At 61.3% G+C, this 20952-nt stretch carries 28 protein-coding genes; 17 read left to right on the top strand and 11 right to left on the bottom strand.

What is annotated here, in order from left to right; translation table 11 throughout:
* The first annotated feature begins 86 nt into the window (after positions 1-86).
* Together AC1DXM_RS22530 and AC1DXM_RS22535 are read left to right on the top strand one after the other, a co-directional pair.
* A complete protein-coding gene (locus AC1DXM_RS22530) occupies positions 87-1901 on the top strand; it encodes a portal protein (RefSeq protein ID WP_477236301.1) in 1815 nt (604 codons plus the stop codon).
* A gap of 137 nt (positions 1902-2038) precedes the next feature.
* Positions 2039-2170: a hypothetical protein gene (locus AC1DXM_RS22535; RefSeq protein WP_477236303.1), complete on the top strand. Its 132-nt coding sequence runs from the start codon at positions 2039-2041 to the stop codon at positions 2168-2170.
* 79 nt (positions 2171-2249) lie between these two features.
* On the opposite strand, the gene AC1DXM_RS22540 is transcribed toward AC1DXM_RS22535, so the two are convergent.
* Positions 2250-2888, bottom strand: a complete 639-nt coding sequence (locus tag AC1DXM_RS22540; RefSeq protein WP_477236305.1) for an FkbM family methyltransferase — start codon at positions 2886-2888, stop codon at positions 2250-2252.
* 99 nt (positions 2889-2987) lie between these two features.
* Here AC1DXM_RS22540 and AC1DXM_RS22545 point away from each other — a divergent pair, with 99 nt between their 5' ends.
* From AC1DXM_RS22545 to msrA, 6 genes are all read left to right on the top strand, one after another.
* Positions 2988-3689 (top strand): glycoside hydrolase family 108 protein, encoded by a 702-nt coding sequence (locus AC1DXM_RS22545; protein WP_477236307.1) that lies wholly within the window; start codon positions 2988-2990, stop codon positions 3687-3689.
* Positions 3686-3889 (top strand): hypothetical protein, encoded by a 204-nt coding sequence (locus AC1DXM_RS22550; RefSeq protein WP_477236309.1) that lies wholly within the window; start codon positions 3686-3688, stop codon positions 3887-3889. Before AC1DXM_RS22545 ends, AC1DXM_RS22550 begins: the two co-directional genes overlap by 4 nt.
* Before the next feature lie 96 nt (positions 3890-3985).
* Positions 3986-4225, top strand: coding sequence for an ABC transporter permease (locus AC1DXM_RS22555; protein WP_477236311.1), 240 nt, complete (start codon positions 3986-3988; stop codon positions 4223-4225).
* A complete protein-coding gene (locus AC1DXM_RS22560) occupies positions 4210-4401 on the top strand; it encodes a hypothetical protein (protein ID WP_477236313.1) in 192 nt (63 codons plus the stop codon). The genes AC1DXM_RS22555 and AC1DXM_RS22560 overlap by 16 nt, the downstream gene beginning before the upstream one ends.
* Before the next feature lie 4 nt (positions 4402-4405).
* Positions 4406-4729 (top strand): hypothetical protein, encoded by a 324-nt coding sequence (locus tag AC1DXM_RS22565; RefSeq protein ID WP_477236314.1) that lies wholly within the window; start codon positions 4406-4408, stop codon positions 4727-4729.
* Positions 4730-4797: 68 nt separating this feature from the next.
* A complete protein-coding gene (gene msrA, locus AC1DXM_RS22570; RefSeq protein WP_477236316.1) occupies positions 4798-5316 on the top strand; it encodes a peptide-methionine (S)-S-oxide reductase MsrA in 519 nt (172 codons plus the stop codon).
* Positions 5317-5432: 116 nt separating this feature from the next.
* Here msrA and AC1DXM_RS22575 read toward each other — a convergent pair whose 3' ends face one another.
* On the bottom strand, positions 5433-5579 hold the full coding sequence (locus AC1DXM_RS22575; protein ID WP_477236318.1) for a hypothetical protein: 147 nt from the start codon (positions 5577-5579) through the stop codon (positions 5433-5435).
* A gap of 157 nt (positions 5580-5736) precedes the next feature.
* On the opposite strand from AC1DXM_RS22575, the gene AC1DXM_RS22580 reads away from it, so the two are divergent.
* Both AC1DXM_RS22580 and waaF read left to right on the top strand, forming a co-directional pair.
* Positions 5737-6678: a glycosyltransferase gene (locus tag AC1DXM_RS22580; RefSeq protein WP_477236320.1), complete on the top strand. Its 942-nt coding sequence runs from the start codon at positions 5737-5739 to the stop codon at positions 6676-6678.
* Positions 6675-7697 (top strand): lipopolysaccharide heptosyltransferase II, encoded by a 1023-nt coding sequence (waaF, locus tag AC1DXM_RS22585; RefSeq protein ID WP_477236322.1) that lies wholly within the window; start codon positions 6675-6677, stop codon positions 7695-7697. Before AC1DXM_RS22580 ends, waaF begins: the two co-directional genes overlap by 4 nt.
* Positions 7698-7771: 74 nt before the next feature.
* On the opposite strand, the gene AC1DXM_RS22590 is transcribed toward waaF, so the two are convergent.
* Positions 7772-7966: a hypothetical protein gene (locus AC1DXM_RS22590; RefSeq protein ID WP_112392710.1), complete on the bottom strand. Its 195-nt coding sequence runs from the start codon at positions 7964-7966 to the stop codon at positions 7772-7774.
* Between the two features lie 168 nt (positions 7967-8134).
* Between AC1DXM_RS22590 and AC1DXM_RS22595 the strand changes: the two genes are divergently transcribed.
* Positions 8135-8404 carry a hypothetical protein gene (locus tag AC1DXM_RS22595; protein ID WP_477236325.1) on the top strand — a complete coding sequence of 90 codons (270 nt, stop codon included), beginning with the start codon at positions 8135-8137 and terminating at the stop codon, positions 8402-8404.
* On the opposite strand, the gene AC1DXM_RS22600 is transcribed toward AC1DXM_RS22595, so the two are convergent.
* From AC1DXM_RS22600 to AC1DXM_RS22615, 4 genes are all read right to left on the bottom strand, one after another.
* Entirely contained in the window at positions 8401-8961 is a 561-nt protein-coding gene (locus AC1DXM_RS22600; RefSeq protein ID WP_477236327.1) for a PAS domain-containing protein, read from the bottom strand. The genes AC1DXM_RS22595 and AC1DXM_RS22600 overlap by 4 nt on opposite strands.
* Before the next feature lie 396 nt (positions 8962-9357).
* Positions 9358-9837 carry a GFA family protein gene (locus tag AC1DXM_RS22605; RefSeq protein WP_477236329.1) on the bottom strand — a complete coding sequence of 160 codons (480 nt, stop codon included), beginning with the start codon at positions 9835-9837 and terminating at the stop codon, positions 9358-9360.
* 141 nt (positions 9838-9978) lie between these two features.
* Positions 9979-10185 carry a hypothetical protein gene (locus AC1DXM_RS22610; protein ID WP_477236331.1) on the bottom strand — a complete coding sequence of 69 codons (207 nt, stop codon included), beginning with the start codon at positions 10183-10185 and terminating at the stop codon, positions 9979-9981.
* 99 nt (positions 10186-10284) lie between these two features.
* Complete coding sequence (locus AC1DXM_RS22615) at positions 10285-10452, bottom strand: Thivi_2564 family membrane protein (protein ID WP_023694668.1); 168 nt, start codon at positions 10450-10452, stop codon at positions 10285-10287.
* A gap of 401 nt (positions 10453-10853) precedes the next feature.
* Between AC1DXM_RS22615 and AC1DXM_RS22620 the strand changes: the two genes are divergently transcribed.
* Complete coding sequence (locus AC1DXM_RS22620; protein WP_477236646.1) at positions 10854-12197, top strand: PAS domain S-box protein; 1344 nt, start codon at positions 10854-10856, stop codon at positions 12195-12197.
* A gap of 54 nt (positions 12198-12251) precedes the next feature.
* Positions 12252-12419 (top strand): hypothetical protein, encoded by a 168-nt coding sequence (locus tag AC1DXM_RS22625; RefSeq protein ID WP_477236333.1) that lies wholly within the window; start codon positions 12252-12254, stop codon positions 12417-12419.
* 30 nt (positions 12420-12449) lie between these two features.
* Here AC1DXM_RS22625 and AC1DXM_RS22630 read toward each other — a convergent pair whose 3' ends face one another.
* Positions 12450-12776, bottom strand: coding sequence for a hypothetical protein (locus AC1DXM_RS22630; RefSeq protein WP_477236335.1), 327 nt, complete (start codon positions 12774-12776; stop codon positions 12450-12452).
* Positions 12777-13046: 270 nt separating this feature from the next.
* Between AC1DXM_RS22630 and AC1DXM_RS22635 the strand changes: the two genes are divergently transcribed.
* Together AC1DXM_RS22635 and AC1DXM_RS22640 are read left to right on the top strand one after the other, a co-directional pair.
* A complete protein-coding gene (locus AC1DXM_RS22635) occupies positions 13047-13280 on the top strand; it encodes a hypothetical protein (RefSeq protein ID WP_477236337.1) in 234 nt (77 codons plus the stop codon).
* Between the two features lie 796 nt (positions 13281-14076).
* Complete coding sequence (locus tag AC1DXM_RS22640) at positions 14077-15303, top strand: anion transporter (protein WP_477236339.1); 1227 nt, start codon at positions 14077-14079, stop codon at positions 15301-15303.
* On the opposite strand, the gene AC1DXM_RS22645 is transcribed toward AC1DXM_RS22640, so the two are convergent.
* Positions 15300-15890 (bottom strand): TetR/AcrR family transcriptional regulator, encoded by a 591-nt coding sequence (locus AC1DXM_RS22645; RefSeq protein WP_477236341.1) that lies wholly within the window; start codon positions 15888-15890, stop codon positions 15300-15302. The two genes, AC1DXM_RS22640 and AC1DXM_RS22645, sit on opposite strands and share 4 nt — an antisense overlap.
* An 83-nt stretch (positions 15891-15973) precedes the next feature.
* Between AC1DXM_RS22645 and AC1DXM_RS22650 the strand changes: the two genes are divergently transcribed.
* Entirely contained in the window at positions 15974-16873 is a 900-nt protein-coding gene (locus AC1DXM_RS22650) for a crotonase/enoyl-CoA hydratase family protein (protein WP_477236343.1), read from the top strand.
* Positions 16874-16929: 56 nt separating this feature from the next.
* Here AC1DXM_RS22650 and AC1DXM_RS22655 read toward each other — a convergent pair whose 3' ends face one another.
* Both AC1DXM_RS22655 and AC1DXM_RS22660 read right to left on the bottom strand, forming a co-directional pair.
* Positions 16930-18003, bottom strand: coding sequence for an HPP family protein (locus tag AC1DXM_RS22655; RefSeq protein ID WP_477236345.1), 1074 nt, complete (start codon positions 18001-18003; stop codon positions 16930-16932).
* 226 nt (positions 18004-18229) lie between these two features.
* The gene (locus AC1DXM_RS22660; RefSeq protein ID WP_477236347.1) at positions 18230-19399 is read right to left on the bottom strand and encodes a cystathionine beta-lyase; all 1170 of its coding nucleotides are present in this window, start codon (positions 19397-19399) and stop codon (positions 18230-18232) included.
* Between the two features lie 470 nt (positions 19400-19869).
* Here AC1DXM_RS22660 and AC1DXM_RS22665 point away from each other — a divergent pair, with 470 nt between their 5' ends.
* Positions 19870-20898 (top strand): amino acid ABC transporter substrate-binding protein, encoded by a 1029-nt coding sequence (locus AC1DXM_RS22665; RefSeq protein ID WP_352590233.1) that lies wholly within the window; start codon positions 19870-19872, stop codon positions 20896-20898.
* Positions 20899-20952: the final 54 nt, after the last annotated feature.

A 20952-nucleotide genomic window follows, 5' to 3' on the forward strand; every position in this document is an offset into this window, starting at 1 on the left:
TTTTACTTTGCCTATCTACGCACTGATTGCTGCGATGCACAAGAAAGTTTTGCGGCGCACACTCAACTCGTACCCAGGAGCCTCACATGGCCAATGCAGAAGGCTCGAGCAGCCGCGCCCGCGATATCCTGTCCCGCCAGTCCGAACTCGAAACCGAGCGCGGCCAGTATGAGGCGGTGTGGGAGCAGGTCGCGGAATTCTGCGATCCGGATGCGCCCGATGTCTGGAGCGGCCGGCGAAGCGGCGGTCCGGACTCGCAGGCCGAGCGGCAGGAGCGGCGCGGTTCCCGTGTCTACGCCAACACCATCAACTCGGCCGCCAACCGGCTGGCCGCGGGGCTGGAAAGCCTGATCATCCCGCAGTCGGAAAAATGGCACGGGCTGACCACCGCCGAAATGAACGACGAGGAGACCGACGAGGAGAAGGAGTGGGCGGAAAACCTGCGCGATTTCCTGTTTGCGTTGCGCTATTCCGCCAACTCCAACTTCGTGCCGGCGACGCAGGCCTGCCTGCGCAATGTCGTGCGCTATGGCCCGGCCTATCTCTATGCCGAGGAAGGCTTTGGCGGCACGCTGATCCGCTATGCCTCGATCCCCGTGGCGGAAGGCTATCTCGCGCGCAACCGCTGGGGCCAGGTCGACATCTTCCACCGCCGCTATGAGCGCACGGCACGGCAGGCGGCGCAGCTGCTCGGCTATGACAAACTGCCGGCGCGCATCAAAATGCTGGTCGACGATCCCGCCAAATGCGAGACCAAGATCTCGCTGATCCAGTGCATCCAGCCGCGCGACGAGCGCAAGATGTATCGGCTCTCGGGTGACTACCAGTATCTCGACACGGAATTCGCCTCCTACCACGTCATCGAGGACGAGGAGGAAATCGTGCGGGAAAGCGGCTTCCGCTCCTTCCCGGTGTCGACCTTCAACTGGCGCCGCTACGAGGGCGATCCCTACCGCAAGCTGACGCTCGCCTATGTCAGCGGCGCAGGCACCTTACCGACGACGGCCAATGGCATCTGGCTGATGTTCGACCGCGCCGGCGACAAGGGCGCCGACGGGACAGGGACGGGGGATTTTTCGGGGCCTGCGTCTTCGGTGACCGACAACATTGTCACTTTCGCGGGTGTGACGGGGAAGGTGGGGAAGGATAGTGGCATCAAGGCATCCGACCTGATCGCCGGTCCGGCCTCGGCGATCGCCGACAACATCGCCACTTTCAACGGCACGACGGGCAAGCTGGCCAAGGACAGCGGGATTGCGGTATCGAGCCTGGCGCCGAAAGCGAGCCCGACCTTCACGGGAACACCCGCCGCACCGACGGCGGCACCAGGCACCAACACGACGCAGCTTGCGACGACGGGTTTTGTCACGACAGCGATTGCAGCCCTTTCTTCGGTCTATCAGGCTGCGTCGACAGTCTTGACGGCTTTGGCTGGCATCGGCACGGCCGTTGCCGGAGACCTCATCTACGGCACAGGTGTGGGAACTTGGGGGCGCCTCGCCAAAGGATCAGATGGGCAGCTACTTCAACTGGCAAGCGGTCAGCCAGCGTGGGCAACTGTGCCTTTCGCCAAGTCGTTTGAAAGCACCCAGCAAACCATTACTGTTGGCGGTGCACTGACGCTGGCGCATGGGCTTGGCGTGAAGCCCAAACTTTATCTGGCGGTTCTTCAATGCACAACGGCAGAAGGTGGCTACTCCATAGGTGACGAAGTTAAAATAAATCCAAATACGAACCAACAGGGTAGCGGCAATAATGGTCTTTCAATTTTCATCCCGGACGCTACGAATATTGGTGTTCGTTATGGATCTGGTGTCATACCAATATTCAACAAAACAACCGGAAATCTATTTAATGTAACCCCTGCCAGCTGGAGACTAGTTGTCAGGGCTTGGGCTTAGCTGCGGATTCGAAGCCGCGATCCACCCACCAGGCAAAAGCCTGAATGCCGCCTATGCACGCAACTATTCCCAACACGAAACCAGCAAGAAACATCAGCATTTCATCGCTCCCGAAGTGATGGAAAGATTATCATCCTATGGCAAAATATTTCGTTGACGGCAATGGCATCTACATCGGCGGTTTCGAAGGCGCCGAACCGCCCGGCGGTGCGACCGAGGTGCCAGAAGCTCCCGACGACGCGCGCCAGGTCTGGGCTGATCGCAAATGAGGGTCGATACTGGCAACGGTCCCGACGCTGTCGGGCTTGTCCAGACGCTCCGGCTCAATCCTGCGGAGATACTGTCGCCTTAGCCCCAGTCCATGTTTATGTTGCGGATGCCTTCTCGCTCGATCCGGTCGCGCAAATTGCCGATCCTTTCCGCCAGGTCTGGCGAAAACCGCTCATGCGTTTCGACCAAAATCTTGCCGATCGAATGGTGGATGCCCGCATCCATGATGGCTTCGAGGCACTCCGCTTCCGCGCCTTCTATGTCCATCTTGATCACGGCGATGGGCTCTTGAAGCCCTCGCAGGAATTGAACGATGTCGACCACTTCGACCTCAAACGCGGTCCCTTTGGCGTTGTGTTTCGTTTCGAAAAGGGATGACGCTTCTGTCCGGGTCGCGTCGATTTTGGATGCTTGGTGAAATATAGCCGTCCGGGCCGAGCCGCCGATAGCCTTGGGGATGATCGTCACGCGGCTGCTTTTGCCAAACCGTGCCGTCAAAACCTGTCGAGCAACAGGGTCGGGCTCGAAAGCGATTACTCTCATCCCGTAGTCGAGAGCGTGTCTCGTAACGTCTCCGACATTGGCACCAAGGTCGATGAACAAACCGCCAGCACGGACGGTTTTCATTGTGCGGTGGAAGTCATATTCGGCCTGCCTGTTTGGTCGCGGTGGCATATGCCACTTGCGATAGAGATGCCAGCGCACCGCGAATTCCAAATAGCTTTCCTTCAACATAAACAGGCGAATAATCCCATCGCTATCCGAAGTCTAGCCGCTTTCGGCGACTTCTCCGTCCACAACCAAAGAGGCACTCCCATGGACCGCAATTTCGCGCGGGCACTTTCGCTCGTCCTCAAATCGGAAGGGGGCTGGTCCGACAATCCGGCCGATCCCGGCGGCGCCACCATGAAGGGTGTGACGCTGGCCAACTTCCGCCGCTATGTGAAGGCGGACGCCACAAAAGCTGATCTGCGCGCGATCACAAACGACCAGGTGGCGACCGTCTATCGCCGCTTCTATTGGGACGCCGTGGCCGGCGCTGAACTTCCCGGCGGTGTCGATTACGCCGTATTCGACTTTGCCGTGAACAGCGGGCCGGGCAGGGCGGCGAAAAACCTGCAGGCGGCGGTGGGCGCGGTGCAGGACGGCAGGATCGGCCCGGCCACGCTGAGCGCCGTCGGCGCCAGGCCATCGGGCGCCGTCATCGACGACCTCTGCGACGCCCGGCTGGCATTCCTGCGACGGCTTCCGACCTGGCCGGTTTTCGGCAAGGGCTGGAGCGACCGCGTCCGGTCGGTCCGTTCCCAGGCGCTGTTGATGTCTGCCCCTCAGCCCGCTCCCGCACCTTCGCCGGATCCCTCAGGCCCACGACATCCGCCCGGGCCATCCACCGCACCCGGCTCTACGCCATCGCCTGCGCCGGCCGGGGCTGCCATTGCGCCTCCCGTCGAACGCCTGCCGTTCTGGGCCACGCTGCTTCAGATCCTGAAATCCATTTTCGCAAGGAGTTCGACATGATCGCCGTCCTCATCCGCATCGGCCTGCGTTACGGCGCCGGCGTTTTGGTCGCGCGTGGCCTGCTCGGCGCCGACGACGCTGCAGCGTTTTCCTCCGATCCCGACATCCAGGCGGGACTGGAGGTCGCCGCCGGTCTTGCCATCGCGTCGGTCACCGAGACCTGGCACTGGCTTTCCCGCAAATTCGGCTGGGCGCACTGACATGGAAGGGTTGCAACAACTGCTCATCGCCTATCTCGAGGCCGCCAAACCCTACGCCATCGGCTTTGCGGCCGGGCTCGTTGCCGGGTGGCTGCTGTGAGCGCGCTCCTCGCCGGTCTGCTCGCCAACAAAGCGCTGCTGGGCTTCCTGGCATCCGTCGTCGGCGCCCTTTGCTGGGGTTTTCACCAGCGCCTGGCCGGCGCCAAGGCCGAGCGCGGCAGACAGGCGGCCGCTGAAGCCGCGGCGCGCGCGGTCGCCGACCAGGTGCAGAACGACATCGGCGCACTGCCGGCGGACGCTGTTCGAAAGGAGCTGAAATCATGGGCAAGGGACTGATGCTTGCGCTGCTCGTGGCGCTGGCCGGTTGCACGACGGCTTCGGGCGGCTTCTGCGCGGTTTCGAACCCGCTGCGTCTGTCGGTCAGGGCCGTCGATGCACTGTCGGACGCCGAGGCGAGAGCGCTCTTGGCGCACAACCGCAAAGGACAAAAGCTCTGCGGATGGAGGCTTTAAGCCGATGCACGACCTCTTCGACATACTTGGCATCAAGGGTCCCGTCGTCGCCGCCGGACTGGCCGGCGGCGTGCTGCGGGCGCTGTCGCGCCATCGCTACAAGCTGCGCGAGATGATCGCTTCGCCGATCTGCGGGGCGCTGGCGGCGGCCTATCTGACGCTGCCCGCCGTTGCCTGGTTCAAGGCGACGGGGATGCCCATTCCAGATCCGGCCGACGACACCACGACACTTGCCGCCGCCTTCCTGATCGGCGTCTCGGCAATGTGGATTTCCGACATCGTCTTCGAGGTGATCGTGCGGCGGTTCAGGCCGGCTGTCGACAAGTGACGCACTTGAGGTGCTGGAAGAAGCCAGCGACAATGCCTACTTAAGGAGCAATCCAAAGGAGGTATGATATGGCGACGTCCACCGAACGTGCAGTGCTTGCCGGCGGCTGTTTCTGGGGCATGCAGGATCTGATCCGGCGCTATCCCGGCGTGATCTCGACCCGTGTCGGCTACAGCGGCGGCGATGTGCCCAATGCCACCTACCGCAACCACGGCACCCATGCCGAAGCCATCGAGATCATTTTCGATCCGGCCAGGATCAGCTTTCGCACGCTGCTCGAATCCTTTTTCCAGATCCACGATCCGACCACGAAGAACCGGCAGGGCAACGATGTTGGAATGAGCTACCGCTCGGCGATCTTCTACACCAGCGAAGAGCAGAAGCGCGTCGCCGAAGACACCATTGCCGATGTCAACGCCTCGGGACTGTGGCCCGGCAAGGTGGTCACCGAACTTGCTCCGGTGGGCGATTTCTGGGAGGCCGAGCCCGAACATCAGGACTATCTCGAGAAATATCCCAACGGCTACACCTGCCACTTCGTCAGGCCGGGCTGGAAGCTTCCGGTCCGCGAAAAGGCCGTTTCGTAACACAGCCATAACGGGCCGATACCGGTATCGGTTCAGAGCGCCGCACCCGAAAGGGTGTGGCGTTTTTTGCGTTTGTTCGCGGCGTTTCCGCCGCGAGCGTATCCGGAGAGGGTGGCCTAGAAGCCGAAGAATTGCCGGCCGATCATATATCCAAGCGCGGCGACGACCAGCGGAAACAGGGCAGGCGCCAGCCGGCCGAGAGTGGCGCTCTTTGGCTGTTGCCTGGGGAGGATCCTGGGTGCATTGCCGAGATTCTTGGTCATTCGGCATAGTAGCAAGCGCTGATTAACGATTTCGTAACCCGGGACAAAGGCGCAATGCTGACAGTGGGTGCGGCTTTTCGCGGTTCTGGCGCTACCTTGACAATGCCCAGCCCGTGACGCAACTGAACCGTCTTTGAGAGGATTGTGAGGCAGGTCAATGCGGGTGACGCTCGTTTTGAAGGGCGTAATCCCCTGTCGGGGCTACGGCGGGATTCAACGGCAGGTCGAATGGCTGGCCACAGAGATGGTTCGTCTCGGCCATCATGTCGTGGTGGTCGCCGGCCCTGGCTCCAGCCATCCACTCTACGAGGTCCGGCACGCGTCAACCGATGCCGAATGCCGGGCGGCCATTCCGCGCGACACGCAAATCGTCCACACACACAGCTGGCCCGTCGAGGTGCCATTTCCAACGCTGAATACACAGCGCGGCTTTATGCCGGATCAACCCATGCCGGTTGCGAACTGGAGTTTTATCAGCGCCAATCATGCCCGCCAGCATGGACGCAAAACCTTCGTCTACAATGGCTTTCCGGTAGACGACTATCGTTTGTCGGCGGCAAAGGGCGACCGCCTGCTGTTTCTCGCAGGCATTGCGCGATCGAGCAAAGGCCTCAACCGCGCCGTCGATCTCGCCAAAAAGTTCGATTTCGGTCTCGATATCGCCGGTGGTTCGCGTTGGAAGCTGCTGGGCCGAAGTCAGACCCGCCGCGAAGGTTTGTTTTTCAAGAGCCTTGGCAGCCGATACCGTTTCCACGGCATCGTTGACGGCGAGCCCAAGCTTCGCCTTCTCGGTGAGGCGCGAGCCTTCCTCAATCCGATCGCCTGGGAGGAGCCGTTCGGCAACGCACCGGTCGAAGCCATGCTGTGCGGCACTCCGGTGCTGACGACTCCGCGAGGCGCGTTGCCCGAGACCGTCGATGCCGACAGCGGCCGCTTCTTCGAGAGCGATGAAGAATTTGCGGCCGCTTTCGAAGCCGTCGCCGACCTTACGCCTCAGCAATGCCGCGAATCGGCTGCGACGCGATTTCCGATTCAGAAAGCGGCGCGTAGCTATCTGGATCTCTATGCCCGCATCCTTGACGGCGAAGCGCTTCCTTGACGACCACCGATCCAATCCTCTTCGTCGGCTTTCCGGCAGTCGGCGACTTCGTCCGTTGCCACTCCGCCATCCAGATCATTGCCGAGCGATTTCCCGGCCGCCCCATCGATGTCGTTACCTCGCCGGTCGCGGCACCACTGGCTCGCCTGATGCCGCATGTCAGGAAAGGCTGGGCGCTTGCCAAGCGTCATCAACGGCCCGGTTTTGCAGAGCGCGGCCGCCTTGTCGGCGAGTTGCGAAAGGAGAACTACGGGACGGCCTATCTGATGACCAGCAGCACCAAGGCGGCGCTGATGGCGTTCATGGCCGGCATTGAGGAGCGCATCGGCTATCCACAGGAATTGCAATTCGGCCTCCTCAATCGCTTTCCCGCTGGATGGCTGGCACATCTATGGGCTTTCGGCCCGCGCAAGACGCGGCTCTTTGAGGAGGTCTGCTCGATTGCCTCTCTTGGCGAAAAGCCGGCTGCGGGGACAGAATGGCCAGCGCCCCGGCTTGTGGTCGATCCGACCGAGCTGGGCGAATGGCGCCAACGCCACAAGATCGATGCCGGCCGGCCGGCGCTGGCGCTCTATACGGCAGACATCGAAAATTTCCGCTCGTGGCCCATAGAGCGCTTCATCTCGGTGGCCAGAGACCACCATGATCGCGGCTGGGCAATCTGGATTGTCGGCGGACCGCGCGAGCGCGCCGGTGCTGTAAAAATCCGCGCCGCCATTCCTGAGGCAATCGACTTCACCTCGACCCCATCGATTGCTGATGCAATGTGCCAGATCGCTGCGTCGACCATGTTCCTGGGGGTTGACGGCGGCATTTCGCATGCCGCCGCTGCCCTGAACGTCCCATGTGCGCTTATCTACGGGCTAAATCGCCCCTACGTGCACGGTCCGGTAAACAGCCATGTTCGCTTTATCGAGCCGCCGCTCTCGACGCCCAGCTGGGTCAAGGATACGCGCGGGATCAGCGAAACCCGGGTGAGGGAGGTGCTGGCTGGCCTTTCAGCCGGTATCCACAACTGACGGTGGTCTGGATGGCCTCCGGCACCGGATCCAAAACGCACCCGTGAGGGCGCCGCCATCGCTCCGTTTCGGCTTTACCCCTTGGCCCTGCGGCTTTCGGGCTCGTGATTGCCGACCCAATGCGCGCGAATGCGATCACTGGCTTCAAGGTAAGCCATATCGATGAGATAGGTCAGAAGCTTCTCGCCGTCGGCTTCGGCTTTCTGCCGAAGTTCCCGCAGTATCCCTTGCGCGAACTGCAGGTTTTCCATCTTGCTCGGCTGGTCCATCGGTGCCCCCAATGTCTGCACATGAACTTTGCGCTGACTATGCTTGCATGAAGATTGCGGTGAAGCTCACGGTGGAGCTGTATCAGGTTGTATTAGCGCTTGATCAACGACCCTATTGCGCTTTTTGCGGAAATGTCGATATTTTACGCCGCCAATCGGACCGCGACGATGCACGAAGACGAGGGCAGTTTCCCCAACAAGTTGCAGGCCATGATGGATGTCATCGCCGGCAGCGGGTCGTCCAGCCGGGACGGACACGCCGACCTTGGCCGGCTCAGGGTCGACGCCGCCAGCGCAGCGACGGTGTTGGTCGAGTTTTACGGCGACGCTGCTCTTGAGCGCGCCAGCTTGCTGGAGCGCCGCTCGCCTCAAAGCCATTTTGCCCGCATGGTGACGGCTGAACTCCGCGGCCGCGGTGAGATTGCCCGCAAAAGCTAACAAGGTCTGCTCCAAGCCGATTTGCGCCTCATCGTCCTGCCGTCAAGGCGTTGCTGCGCCTCTTCCTGGGCATTTTCGAGAAGATAGAACAGCAGGTCCTGTCCTATCGACTGTGAGATCTCCTTAGCCTGTTCGATATGGCGGTGGACCTCGCGAAGTGCTGTCTCGCCCGAATCGCCATTGCGGGTCAGATCGATGAACCAGCCGGGGTACAAGGCTGCTTCTCCCTGACTGTCCACATAGCATTGGCCAACTGCCAGTATCCGGCGAAGCCCCATCTTGTCTGAGCGGACCTGATAGATCTCCCTGAACCCCGCTCTCCGCTCCATCGCCTTGCGGATCGCGGTATACACCCGCGGCCGATCTTCGGCGTCGATGCTCTGCATGCATCTTTCCATGGATGCGCCGTGCGAGAACTCTTCGAGCGTCAGCCCGAAATAGTCAGAAAGATTGGCGTCGCCGTAAACGCGGTCCCGCTTGATGTCCCAGGTCCAGAACCCATCAATCGGTGGATATTGCACGTGCGGACTGCCACCCTGCCCATGCGCTGACTGCATGAAAACCGCCTCATTCGGCTTCAAGATTCGCCACACTATGTAACAAAAAAGGAAACAAACAAGTTGTCCTTTTGTACGAGCTGGCAAGATTTCTTTTATGTCACGCCCAAACATACTTGGACAGCATAGTTGGCGTAACGATATTACGTGGTCTTAAGCTCTCGTTTTTAAATAAACCAGCGCCGCTCTGCAACCGCAAGACGAATTCCAACTGACCCGCTGCCCCGGTAAATCGATTGCCGTTACAAAAAGACAGCAAGCGTCGAGCCAGGCATGGGCAACAATGGTTCCACAGTAACCGTAGCACAAGCCAGACAATCGGCCGCCCGCCTTTGGCTCGACGCCAAGGCGGGCTTCTTTTCGCTTCGACTGGCCAAGGCTCTCCGGTGCGTACAACTACGCAGATTTGCGTCGCGACAAATGGCTTAATGGCGTTTCAGCGCCTTCAGAAACCGGTTCAGCTGTCAGGCCATCATTTGTCGGCCCGTCTTCCACCCGGTCATGCTCGAACTGCCGGGCGCCAGGCAATGGTTGCAACCAGTGTTCGCGGCGATTGACCCACAGCTCATAGCTGGGCTCCAGTCCTTCGGTGGGGACCTCATCGAGGCTGCCAATCGTCACCTCCACCTCGTTCTCACGAACCAGCGGAACCCGGCCGCCGCAGGTTGGACAAAAGCTTCTGTCGCCATAGCTGCTGACGATGCCCGTGGTTTCAAACGCCTCGAGCGGCCACACCGCGAACGCCGAAAAAGTCGACCCACTGGCCTTGCGGCAGTCCTTGCAATGGCAAAGGCCAATCCGAAAGGGATCTCCCGTCACCGAAAACTGGATACCGCCGCAAAGGCAGCTGCCGCTTCGCCTTGTATCATTGGGCATGACCGCTCCTCCGTCTTGTTGGGCATCACACAGCTACACCTCGTAGCGCCGTGCGCAGAATCAATTCACGCGAAGCGCAAGGGTTCCACGCCGCCTCGCTGGGTGCTTTTGCAGGTGCCGTTGGCTCCACAGCGGGTTCTATCAGTTCGGGAAGTCGAACACCGGCTCCCGGCACCAATACACGCGGCATTGCCCATCACGTGTTGGAACGGAGGCGGCGACCGGCACCTCCGGCCAGTCGCAGTCGTTGCCGAATTGGCGGACGTAGCGATCGTAAGTGTTTCGGCCGGTCGTCAGCACCGCCGAGTGATGACTCTGGATCAGACGCTGGGTCTCATCGCAGGTCATCGTACGCGTGTCCGGTCGCGCGTAGGCCGTGGTTGTTGCGGCAAACAACGCTGTTCCGACGATCCATGCGAGGCTTTGGAATCTCATAGCGGCTTTATACTAGAACACCGCCAGATATTTCAGCAGCGAAATGATGCCGATAATGATGACGACGATCTGCGCGATCTGTCTCGTGCGGCCGTCGAGCGGCAGGCGCTGGACGAGATAGAGCACCAGGATGATCACCAGGAAGGTGATCAGGATGCCGATAAGTACCGATGAAGCCATGTCCCTCACTCCGTTTGGCTATATCTGAAAAAGAGTATGCAGCGGCAAACGCTCCGACCGGCAATTGGTTCCTGTCGGTGCGATGCCGAGATGCAACAGCCAGGCTGTGGCACAGGCGTGCCGTGCCTTGGGGTAGACAGCGGGCAGCTTGCTCGAGCTGCGGCTTCGTCAGCATTTGCGCAAGCGTTACCGATCGCCGCCACATGCCGGGGAACCGGCGAGCGGCTGACGACAATGCCGCATCTGAAGGGGCGGCGGGAACCGAAACCTTTCCCAGGCATTTCAGGTGCTGGTAGCAAGCGCTTGAAGTCGAGCGGCTAGGGGAATCCGTGGCAGGGGAATACGCTGATGTCATCCAACGGCTGGAGCCAGGAATTCCAGGAATTTCCTATGCCCATTTGATGGAGGCGTTGCCCGTTGCCGTCTACACGATCGACAAACAAGGCCGTATCACATTCTTCAACGAGGCCGCGGCTGATCTGTGGGGGCACAGACCTGTAATAGGCAGAGACCTCTGGTGCGGCTCCTGGAAGCTGCGACATCTCGATGGCCGGCCGATGGCGCATGGCGAGTGCCCAATGGCAATCTCCATGCTTGAAGGACGCGATATCCCGTGGGATCAAGCGATTGCGGAGCGACCGGACGGTGAACTTATTCCGTTCAGAGCCCACCCGCGCCTGCTCCGCAGCGAATCGGGCGAAATTGTCGGCGCCATCAACACGCTGCTTGACCTGCGCACGCAGACGCAAGCCGACGAGGCGCGAATGCGACTTGCCGCGATCGTCGAATCGTCCATGGACGCTATCGTTTCGAAGGACATTAACGGCACTATCACCAGCTGGAACGATGCAGCCCAACATTTGTTCGGCTATACGCCCGCCGAGGCAATCGGCCGGCCGGTGACGATGCTTATTCCACTCGAGCGCCTCGGCGAGGAGGCTTTGATCATCTCGCGCATACGTGCCGGCGAGCGCGTGCCATCATACGAAACCATGCGCCTGCGCAAGGACGGCAGTCTCATCCCGGTCTCGCTGACCGTCTCGCCGATCCGCGACGGCATTGGGCGTATCATCGGCGCTTCCAAGATCGCGCGCGACATCAGCTCCCACAAGGAGAGCGAGCGTCGCATCCGTCTGCTTATGCGCGAAGTCAACCATCGCGTGAAGAACCAATACTCGGTCATCATCTCGATGATCCGCGAGACCACCAAGTCGGCGGGCACGCCGGCCGCTTTCCTCGAACAGGTGCGAGAGCGCATCACGGCGCTTTCGGATTCCCATGATCTCCTGGTGGAGGCCGAATGGCGGGGCGCCACCGTCGGCGACCTGATCCAGGCGCAGCTCAAGGCGTTCGCGGCGCAGGATCGTCTGTCGATGGCTGGACCGGTGATCACGCTGCAGCCGAATGCCGTCCAGTATCTCGGTATCGCCTTCCACGAACTGGCCACCAATTCGGCAAAGCACGGAGCGCTGTCGCGCCACGGCGGACGAGTCGAAATCGAATGGGATACGGCACCGGCGACCGACGGCACCGATGTTTTTCGCTTGATCTGGCGTGAGCTGGGTGGGCCGACCATGGGCGGGATCACGCGCCGCGGTTTTGGATCTGTGGTCCTCAAGCGGGTCGCGCCACAGGCCGTCGGCGGTACCGGACAGTTGGATTTTGACGAAGAGGGTGTGGTCTGGACGCTCGAAGCGCCGCTGCGCTCCGTCCAAACATCTTTCGCCGATATGGCGCTCGATTGAAGGTAACAATCGTTCTGCCGCGTGATTCTGCCATATCGAGAGAAGGCACGGTCGATGGAAAATGACGAACGTGCCCGGAAGATGGGCGAAGAGGCTTTCCTGGCAAGCGCATTGGCCAAAGAAACCGGCATCACATTGGACGAGGCGCGCAGCCTCATCGAGATGATCGGTACTGACCGCAACTCCTTGTTGCGCGAGGCGCGAATACTGAAGAACAGATAAGGCAGGCCGATTTGCCGGCTGATGGTGCGGCTATCCCTTCAGCACGGCACTTCGGGTATGGCTATCGATGGCGTCGACAATGTCGTCGCCAGGCAGTTCATGCCGATTTTCCGGCAATGGGTTGAATCTCCCCGCTTCGATGGCGGTCAGCCCATCGAATTCCATGACCGCGCCGTAGAGTTGCGCCACTTGCATCACGAGGCGCTCGACGTCTTCGAGCGCGATGTTCTCGTCCAGATTGCGCACTCGCACTTCCTCGGCGACCGTCGCGATATTGATTATTCCCCGGGACCGAAGGGCGGCCAGGACCTGTGAGTTGAGGTCCTCTCGCAGCCGATCCGAATATCCGTAGCGCATGGAAAAACCTCCCTTTGAGATGGTTTATCCCTCCTCATCAACATGCGCCGGTCATCGTCGAATGACAAGTAAAATATTAAAAATTATCAAAATAAATCAATTAGTTAGTAGGTATAGCATGGTGTGCAACCGACGCTTCATTCTCATCGTTGGTCTTGGATGTGAGTTACCAATCAGGCGTTCTTGACGCATCGTGCAGAGACTCCTAATTATGCTCCTATTGAGCCACATACTAACTCGCTGTATTTTTGGTCCTGGCGGGAGCGCAAAATGGCCGAACTCGAACGACCCGAGCGACTGCAGATCATGCTGACGGCCGAGGAATTGGCTGCCTTGGAGAACTGGCGCTTCGAAAAGCGCATGCCAAGCCGGTCCGCGGCGGTGCGGGAACTGCTGCGGCGCGGCCTCGATGCCGACGGATTCCTGACTGCCGGGCAAGGAGCAAAGTCGCAGGACTTTGGAATTCTGGGCAGCAGCGCGAATGGCGGACAGCCGGGCGAATAATCCGGCGGCGACTAACATCAATCGCCTCTGGAAATGCCGCTATCAATTATGTGCGGGCGTGTTGGCGGAAAACGCACGCGGCCGCTCGCAGCTGGATACTTACCGCTATGGCTGCAAGCCCGCTCCGGTTCGCCGGGGCGGGCTTTTTTCGTTTCCGGGAGATTTGCGCACCGGCACGTCGAACCGGAACATGCTGGGCGTCTCACACCAATCTTGTCTGGGTTTGTTTTCAGATCAGCTCAAGTGTCCCGTCCGCCACACTCCAGACAGGCGACACTGTGACCTGGGCAGCTAAGCCGATGTGTCCCCCCGGGGCAGCAATGCCCGTTCGAACTCATCCATCGGGCGCAAACAAAGACCTTGCGGGCTCCTTGGCAGCGCGGACATTCCATCGGGCGCGCCTGCAAGGCCTCGTTCTCCGAAACACGGCATTCCCTTTCAAGAATCTGGACCATCTGAAAACCCCAAGGCCGAAATACGGCTAAGCTATTGATACCCTGAAAGGATAAATTAGAATTTAATTATATAAGCCACGACCTTGGCAACAGCGAAGTTTCGCGAACGGCAGATCACGGCAGGCCGCTGCGCTTGTCTTAATCACAATCCCGGGCGTGTCAGGGATAAGCTCCAGCCGCTCGCCGCGCTGGTCAGCCCGCGATTTGCCCACCGATTTTCACATCCGGATCGTCATCGGCGCTTTCGCTTTGCTGGAGCGGCGTTAAAGCTGCGCGGCAAATGCCTGAGCGGAAAGCAATCCATTCCGGCGTCGCTTCGTTTGAACGGGGATGGTCTGCCAATGACATTGATGGGCGCGGCGGCATTGCTGGTTCTCATCCTGACCTATGCCGGCGTCGCCATCGGCCGAATCCCGGGCCTGCGTCTCGACCGGGCAGGGATCGCCTTGCTCGGCGGTGCTGCGATGATCGCCATCGGCGCGCTCAGCATGGAAGATGCCTATCGCGCCATCAACTTCGACACCATCACGCTGCTGCTCGGCATGATGATCGTCGTTGCGCACCTGAAGGTCTCGGGCGCCTTTCGCGCTCTCGGCGCCTACGCTATCGAGCATGCGCACGCGCCGTTCATGCTTCTGGTGATGGTGACGTTCCTGACCGGCGTGCTGTCGGCCTTCCTGGTCAATGACGCCATCTGCCTGGTAATGGCGCCGATCGTGGTCCACGTCACCCGCGTCATCAACCGCAATCCGATCCCCTATCTGATCGCCACCGCCACCGCATCCAACTGCGGCAGCGTCGCCACCATCACCGGCAACCCGCAGAACATGGTCATCGGCGCGCTGTCGGGAATTTCCTATCCGGCCTTTTCGGCCGCGCTTGCGCCGGTTGCCCTGTTCGGCCTCGTCGCCGTCATCGTCATCGTGCGCGTCGTCTACCGCACCGAATTCGCGCGCAGTGCCGAACTCAGCCCGGAAGTCTATCGCGGCCGCATGCTGCCTGGTCAGGTGCTGAAGGCAGTAATTGTCTGCATCGGCCTGGCGGCCGCATTCTTCGCCGGCGTTCCGGTCGCCAAGGCAGCACTCATCGGCGGCGCCATCCTGCTGCTCACCCGCGCCATCAAGCCGGCACGCATCTACCGCGAGATCGACGGGCCGCTGCTGTTCATGTTCGCCGGCCTGTTCATTGTCGTCGCCGGCGCCGAGAAAACACTGCTGACGCCCGATATCATTGCTTCCGCCAAGAACCTTGGCCTGGACGACGTCTGGCGGCTGTCCGGCTTTACCGCTGTGCTTTCCAACATCATGAGCAATGTTCCGGCGGTGCTGGCGCTGAGGCCGTTCATACCCGGCCTGGAAAACCCCGAGCGCGCCTGGCTGGTGGTGGCGATGAGTTCGACGCTGGCCGGCAACTTCACCTTGCTCGGCTCGGTCGCCAATTTGATCGTCGCCGAGCAGGCGCGGGCCGCCGGCAAACAGCTGTCCTTTTCAGCTTTCTTCAAGGTCGGCGTGCCGCTAACGCTGCTGACCCTTGCTGCCGGCACGGCTTGGCTGGCTGTTGGATTCTAGGAGATGGTCGCTGACACCAACCGTGCCCGAACCAGCGTTGCAGCGGCATGTCCTGCCGCCTCGACATAATCGGGGTCGCGGTGGATCAGCATGATCGAAAAGGCGCCGTCCATCAAAAGCACGATTTCACGCGCCAGGGTCTGCGGCTCGTCGACGCCGTAACCGGAGAGTTCGCCGGTCAGCCAGGTCTCGAAATTCTTCTTGTGCCGTGAGCCGGCCTTGACGGCGGGATGTCCGGGCATCGAAGCGAGTTCGGCTGCCGTGCGCAGGAAGCCGCAGCCTTTCCATTTCGGGTTCTTCGCCACACGCGCCAGATTGGTGAAGATCGCCTCGACCTTGCGCTCGACACCGCCTTCGGCCGCTTCGAACCAGCCAGACATCTGCCTGATGTTCGGCTGGTCGCGACCGTCGAGATAGGCGGCGATAAGATCGTCCTTGCTCTTGAAGTGATAGTAGAGCGTGCGCTTGGTCAGCCCGGCTTTTTCAGCCACCGCATCGACGCTGACGCGGCCGATCCCTTCGGCATAGAACAGCTTCGTTGCGGCATCGACAATGCGTTTGCGGGTGGGGATTGGCGCTTCGCTCATCCATCAAGTATACCGACTAGTGAATATACATACAATCGAAAGCCTGATCCTTTCCGATGATAAACCCAGGAAAGGGAAGAGACATGACCGAGCTTGTGCTCACCGAGGCTCGTAACCGAATCGCCATCTTCACACTCAATCGCCCCGAAAAACTCAACGCCCTGAACTATGCGCTGATCGATCGCCTGCTTGTGCTTCTGGATGCGATCGAGACCGACGATGCCATCCGCGCCATCATCCTCACCGGTGCAGGAGAGCGCGCCTTCTCCGCCGGCGGCGACATCCATGAATTCTCGGGCAGCGTGGCCAGTGGCGCCGACGTCGCGCTGCGCGACTTCGTCATGCGAGGACAGCGGCTGACGGCGAGGCTGGAAGCGTTTCGCAAACCCGTCATCGCTGCCGTCAACGGCATCGCCTTCGGCGGCGGCTGCGAGATCACCGAAGCCGTGCCGCTCGCCATCGCCAGCGACCGCGCGCTGTTCGCCAAGCCCGAAATCAATCTTGCAATGCCGCCGACCTTCGGTGGCACGCAGCGCCTGCCGAGGCTGGCCGGACGCAAGCGTGCGCTCGAACTGCTGTTGACCGGCGATTGGTTTCCGCCGCCGCGCGCCCTCGAACTCGGCCTCGTCAACCAGGTGGTGCCGCACGAGGAGCTGATGCCGGCCGCGCTCGATCTCGCCCGACGCATCGTCGCGCACTCTCCTGCTGCAATTGCCTCGATCCTCACCGCCGTGGCGCGCGGCTTAAACCACAGCATAGCCGAGGGTTTGCTGGTCGAGGCCGAGCAGTTCGCCCGCATGGCTCCGACCGCCGACCTGCGCGAAGGCCTCGACGCCTGGATCGAAGGGCGCAGGCCCGCCTATGATGGCTCATGGGCCCATATCACGCGGCCGGACGAGGCAAGGCGGACTTCACTGCGGCTCGACCGCGCCGAGCAGGATGGCGCTCCGCAGCCATCCATACCGCGATCGAAGTCGGGATAACGACGGCACGAAACGGGACTGACGCGGTGGCAGCCGGTTCGGCGATCTTGCCAGCGCTAGGCCGTCACCAGAGGCGTCGTCTGTATCCGAGCGGCCGCCGCCAGAAGATCGGTCTGCGTGATCAGGCCGAGGATGCGGCGCTCGCTGTCAATGATCACCACGGCATGGCTGCGCCCGTCGGTGAGCACGGGAAGCAGGCTCATTGCCGGTGTGTCGGGGGAGGCGGTGGCGGCGTTCGACATCACGCCTTTCACCGTTTCGGTAGCCCGTGTCAGCTCGCGTAGGCCGACGGCGCTGACCAGCCTTGCCTCCGCGTCGACCACCGGCAAGGTGCGGATGTTGTGGTCGAGCAGTTGCTGTCGCGCCTGATCGGGCGAGGCGTGCTCAGGCACCGACACAACATCGCGGGACATGATGTCGGCGCACAGCAACGTCCGGTGCGAGCGGATCATGGCCTGCAATTCGACCTGGCGCAGCAGCAATTCGAGATCGCTGCGGTCGATGTCGAAAGTCTCGTCCAATGCACCAAGCGCGGCATCAATATCCTCGGGCCGGAAGCCGACGCGCTGCACGGCCGGCGGATCTGCCGTTCCATGGCTGTTGGCGGCAGGGGCGGGCCGGTGCGGGTAGCTGCGTCGCGACAGCCTGTGGAAACCATAGCCGAGTGCGACCAGAATGATGGAATTCAGCGCCACCGGCACGAAGGGAAACAGGAAGCCGGCGCTGGTCACCGCCGGTCCGCCGAGGACGGCGGTCAACGCGGCGGCTCCGCCTGGCGGATGCAGGCAGCGCGTGAACGACATGGCGGCGATCGCCAGCGCCACGGCCATGCCCGTGGCGAGAGCCGGCTCCTGCACGAAATGCGCAACGATCACGCCGATCAGCGCGGATATGGTGTTGCCGCCGATGATCGACCATGGCTGCGCCAGCGGGCTCGCAGGCACCGCAAACAGCAATACCGCCGACGCGCCCATCGGCGCCACCAGCAGCGGCACATGTGGGCCGTTGCCGAGCACCAGCGCGCCGATCGCCCCGGTCAGCGCAATGCCGACCATCGCGCCGATACAGGCGATGAGGCGCTCACGCAGCGTCGCGCCGGCGAGAATGGGGACAAAGAGACGAAAGGCCATGGCAAGCTCAGTCTGGCTGGAAGTTGCGGCTCGAAGCGCCTTGCAATGCGGGCTGACTGCCCGCTTTGAAAGTCAATCCAATCCGAAAAACCGCATACGGGGGAAATAACATTGCGCACGGTCGAGCAATGAGCGGCTTTGCGACATCGGGCGTCTCACAACGCTTCCCAGCCAGTCTTTTCAGGCCTTTGGGCCGGTTTGCGGATTCAGCTTGGTAGGTTGCGGTTCATGCCGCCGCGGCAGCGGTCAGTCCGCGCAGGATGTCGGCCTTGAGGTCCTCGACGTCCTCGAGCCCGATCTGCAGGCGGATGAGTGGGCCTTCATAGGGGCCTTTGGCGACGGTGCGATCGCCGAGGAAGACCGGCACGGCAAGGCTTTCATAGCCGCCCCAGGAATAGCCGAGGCCGAAGATCTTCAGCGCATCGAGGAAGGCGTGCTGCTGTTTCTGGCCACCCCCCTTGAGCACAATGGAAAAGATGCCGCTCGAGCCGGAAAAATCGCGCTTCCACACCGCGTGATCGGGATGGCTGGGAAGCGCCGGGTGCAGCACGCGTGCCACGCCGGGCTGGCTCTCCAGCCAGCCGGCAATGGCGAGCGCGCTCTTTTGATGGTGATCCAGCCGCACGCCCATCGTGCGCAGGCCGCGCAGCACTTGGTAGACGTCGTCGGGACCGGCGCAGCAGCCCATTGTGTAGAACGTCTCGCACAGCTGTTTCCAGCAGTCGGCATTGGCTGACGCTGTGCCCATCAGCACGTCGGAATGTCCGGCGGGATATTTCGTCGCCGCATGGATCGAGATATCGACGCCGTGGTCGAGCGGGCGGAAATAGAGCGGCGTCGCCCAGGTGTTGTCCATCATGACGATGGCGCCGGCCGCATGCGCCGCCTTGACGATGGCGGGGACGTCCTGCACCTCGAAAGTGTTTGAGGCCGGCGATTCCGTGAACACGACCTTGGTGTTGGGCTTGATCAGCCCGGCGATGCCGGCGCCGGCATATGGATCGTAATACTCGACCTCGACGCCCTGCCGCTTCAGCATTGTGTCGGCGAAATTGCGGGTCGGATGATAGACGGAATCGACGATCAAAACGTGATCGCCCGCCGACAGGAAAGCCAGCAGCGGAATGGTCACCGCCGCCAGGCCCGACGGCACGATTATCGTGCCGGCCGAGCCTTCCAGAGCGTCGATCGCATGCGCCAGCGCGTCGGTCGTCGGCGTACCGCGCGTGCCGTAGGTGTATTTCTGGCTGCGCGCGGCCATCGTCGCGGCATTGGGGTAGAGCACGGTCGAGGCATGCACGACCGGCGGATTGACGAAGCCGAAATAGTCGTGCGGGTTGTTGCCGGAATGGGCAAGCCGCGTGTTGATGCCCAGTTCGCTGCCGTCTGTCGCCATGGTTCGCCGCCTGTCAAAGGATGTCAGGAGATCAGCCATAAAGCGGTGGCAAAGCCCGCGCAACAGCCGTGGACCCGCCAAGCGGTGGGTTTAGATGGGCCAATCCATCGCGGTTCGCGCCTCCAACAAAGCATCGCTGTAGTGACGGCTGAGTCAGCCGCGAGCTATGGACTTGTGCGGCTGCTTCTTTGACTGATTTGTTTGCACGGGTTGCCGATTTCCTGGTGCTCTTGTGTGCATTTCAGGCATTCGCGGCAATTGGTTTTCAAAGCTGTCGTGAATCGGTCATTTCCCTTGACCTCACAGGAATAATCGCCTTCGATGCAGTTCGTGAATGGGAGGGGCCGGGCGTCGGTTACGACGCGGGGTTCCGGAATGCACCGGATGGGAGCCGGGTTCACACGGGAAAAAGATCAGGATTTGCCTGAGGATCAGGGTTTACCTGAAAAACAGAAAAGGGTCTGTGGGTTATGAAACACATTGCAATTGGCATTCTCGGCGCCGCTGCGCTTGGATGGATGGCTTCGGCTGCGTCGGCGACCACGCTCGACGACGTCAAGGCGAAGGGCTTCATCCAGTGCGGTGTCTCGACTGGTCTGGCCGGTTTCTCGGCGCCTGACGACAAGGGCGACTGGAAAGGCATCGATGCTGATTTCTGCCGCGCTGTCGCGGCTGCCGTCTTCGGCGACGGCACCAAGGTCAAGTTCACCCCGCTTAGCGCCAAGGAGCGCTTCACTGCGCTGCAGTCGGGCGAGATCGATATCCTGTCGCGCAACACCACCTGGACCATCAATCGCGATACGGCGCTCGGCCTGAACTTCATCGGCGTCACCTACTATGACGGCCAGGGCTTCATGATCAACGCCAAGAAGCTGCCGGGCGTCAATTCGGCGCTGCAGCTTTCGGGCGCGGCGGTCTGCGTGCAGAGCGGCACCACGACCGAGCTCAACCTCGCCGACTACTTCAAGGCGAACAAGATGGAGTACAATCCGGTCGTCTTCGAAAAGCTGGAAGAGGTCAACGCCGCCTATGACGCCGGCCGCTGCGACGTCTACACCACCGACCAGTCGGGTCTCTACGGCATCCGCCTGACGCTCAGCGCGCCGGCCGATCATGTCGTGCTGCCCGAAATCATCTCCAAGGAACCGCTCGGTCCAGCCGTGCGCCAGGGTGACGACCAATGGTACCACATCGTCAAGTGGACCTACTTCGCGCTGCTGCAGGCCGAGGAACTCGGCATCACCCAGGCCAATGTCGAGGAGCTGAAGACCTCGGACAACCCGGAGATCAAGCGCGTGCTCGGTCAGGAAGCCGAAACCAAGATCGGCACCGACCTGGGCGTGTCCAATGACTGGGTCGTCAACATCGTCAAGGCAGTTGGCAATTACGGCGAGATGTTCGAGCGCAATGTCGGCACCGGCAGCCCGCTGAAGATCGCGCGCGGCATCAATGCGCTGTGGACCAAGGGCGGCCTGCAGTACGCGCCACCGATCCGCTGATCGAAATGTGATCCGGAAGGCGGATCGTCTGCCTTCCGGTTTCTCTTTCCAGGG

The organism is Mesorhizobium sp. P3_A2 (assembly GCF_056403115.1).

Bases quoted from the DNA above. Each gene is read 5' to 3' on its own strand.
- AC1DXM_RS22645 (WP_477236341.1), bottom strand. From the start codon at position 15,890: ATGAGCGAAGCGCCAATCCCCACCCGCAAACGCATTGTCGATGCCGCA.
- AC1DXM_RS22595 (WP_477236325.1), top strand. From the start codon at position 8,135: ATGCACGAAGACGAGGGCAGTTTCCCCAACAAGTTGCAGGCCATGATG.
- AC1DXM_RS22650 (WP_477236343.1), top strand. From the start codon at position 15,974: ATGACCGAGCTTGTGCTCACCGAGGCTCGTAACCGAATCGCCATCTTC.
- AC1DXM_RS22605 (WP_477236329.1), bottom strand. From the start codon at position 9,837: ATGCCCAATGATACAAGGCGAAGCGGCAGCTGCCTTTGCGGCGGTATC.
- AC1DXM_RS22590 (WP_112392710.1), bottom strand. From the start codon at position 7,966: ATGGACCAGCCGAGCAAGATGGAAAACCTGCAGTTCGCGCAAGGGATA.
- AC1DXM_RS22665 (WP_352590233.1), top strand. From the start codon at position 19,870: ATGAAACACATTGCAATTGGCATTCTCGGCGCCGCTGCGCTTGGATGG.
- AC1DXM_RS22615 (WP_023694668.1), bottom strand. From the start codon at position 10,452: ATGGCTTCATCGGTACTTATCGGCATCCTGATCACCTTCCTGGTGATC.
- AC1DXM_RS22635 (WP_477236337.1), top strand. From the start codon at position 13,047: ATGGCCGAACTCGAACGACCCGAGCGACTGCAGATCATGCTGACGGCC.
- AC1DXM_RS22655 (WP_477236345.1), bottom strand. From the start codon at position 18,003: ATGGCCTTTCGTCTCTTTGTCCCCATTCTCGCCGGCGCGACGCTGCGT.
- AC1DXM_RS22565 (WP_477236314.1), top strand. From the start codon at position 4,406: ATGCACGACCTCTTCGACATACTTGGCATCAAGGGTCCCGTCGTCGCC.
- AC1DXM_RS22545 (WP_477236307.1), top strand. From the start codon at position 2,988: ATGGACCGCAATTTCGCGCGGGCACTTTCGCTCGTCCTCAAATCGGAA.
- AC1DXM_RS22575 (WP_477236318.1), bottom strand. From the start codon at position 5,579: ATGACCAAGAATCTCGGCAATGCACCCAGGATCCTCCCCAGGCAACAG.
- AC1DXM_RS22530 (WP_477236301.1), top strand. From the start codon at position 87: ATGGCCAATGCAGAAGGCTCGAGCAGCCGCGCCCGCGATATCCTGTCC.
- AC1DXM_RS22620 (WP_477236646.1), top strand. From the start codon at position 10,854: ATGGAGGCGTTGCCCGTTGCCGTCTACACGATCGACAAACAAGGCCGT.
- AC1DXM_RS22535 (WP_477236303.1), top strand. From the start codon at position 2,039: ATGGCAAAATATTTCGTTGACGGCAATGGCATCTACATCGGCGGTTTC.
- AC1DXM_RS22580 (WP_477236320.1), top strand. From the start codon at position 5,737: ATGCGGGTGACGCTCGTTTTGAAGGGCGTAATCCCCTGTCGGGGCTAC.
- AC1DXM_RS22640 (WP_477236339.1), top strand. From the start codon at position 14,077: ATGACATTGATGGGCGCGGCGGCATTGCTGGTTCTCATCCTGACCTAT.
- AC1DXM_RS22660 (WP_477236347.1), bottom strand. From the start codon at position 19,399: ATGGCGACAGACGGCAGCGAACTGGGCATCAACACGCGGCTTGCCCAT.
- AC1DXM_RS22610 (WP_477236331.1), bottom strand. From the start codon at position 10,185: ATGACCTGCGATGAGACCCAGCGTCTGATCCAGAGTCATCACTCGGCG.
- AC1DXM_RS22560 (WP_477236313.1), top strand. From the start codon at position 4,210: ATGGGCAAGGGACTGATGCTTGCGCTGCTCGTGGCGCTGGCCGGTTGC.
- msrA (WP_477236316.1), top strand. From the start codon at position 4,798: ATGGCGACGTCCACCGAACGTGCAGTGCTTGCCGGCGGCTGTTTCTGG.
- AC1DXM_RS22600 (WP_477236327.1), bottom strand. From the start codon at position 8,961: ATGCAGTCAGCGCATGGGCAGGGTGGCAGTCCGCACGTGCAATATCCA.
- AC1DXM_RS22550 (WP_477236309.1), top strand. From the start codon at position 3,686: ATGATCGCCGTCCTCATCCGCATCGGCCTGCGTTACGGCGCCGGCGTT.
- AC1DXM_RS22625 (WP_477236333.1), top strand. From the start codon at position 12,252: ATGGAAAATGACGAACGTGCCCGGAAGATGGGCGAAGAGGCTTTCCTG.
- AC1DXM_RS22630 (WP_477236335.1), bottom strand. From the start codon at position 12,776: ATGCGCTACGGATATTCGGATCGGCTGCGAGAGGACCTCAACTCACAG.